Origin of the sequence: Bacillus sp. SIMBA_154 (assembly GCF_046536015.1) — a bacterium.
Lineage (GTDB): Bacteria > Bacillota > Bacilli > Bacillales > Bacillaceae > Bacillus > Bacillus pumilus_P.
The window spans coordinates 1-251 of the sequence record NZ_JAWJBV010000474.1 but is presented as its reverse complement, the minus strand read 5'-3'; the positions used below and the strand labels follow the sequence as shown (position 1 = coordinate 251).

The following is a 251-nucleotide window of genomic DNA, read 5'->3' as shown; positions in this document are numbered from 1 at the left end:
CCGTCCATTCTGCATGGCTCAAGCCAGCATATAGAAGGCCTGATTATCGGAGAAGAAGCCCACGGCGCGAGACCGCATCTCGGCCTTAACAGTATCGAAATCGCCGCTCTTCTCGTCCAAAAACTCAGCTTCATTCATCTTGATCCCGGCATCCCGCATTCCGTGAAGATGACAAAGCTTCAGGCTGGCGGCGAGAGTTCCAATATTATTCCGGGAAAAGCATCGTTCAGCCTTGATCTCCGCGCACAAAC

The 251-nt window shown here is 52.6% G+C and carries 1 protein-coding gene; it reads left to right on the top strand.

From position 1 onward, the window contains the following. On the top strand, window positions 1–251 hold a 251-nt coding region (locus tag R0K30_RS22820; RefSeq protein ID WP_410613228.1), incomplete at both ends, for a peptidase dimerization domain-containing protein.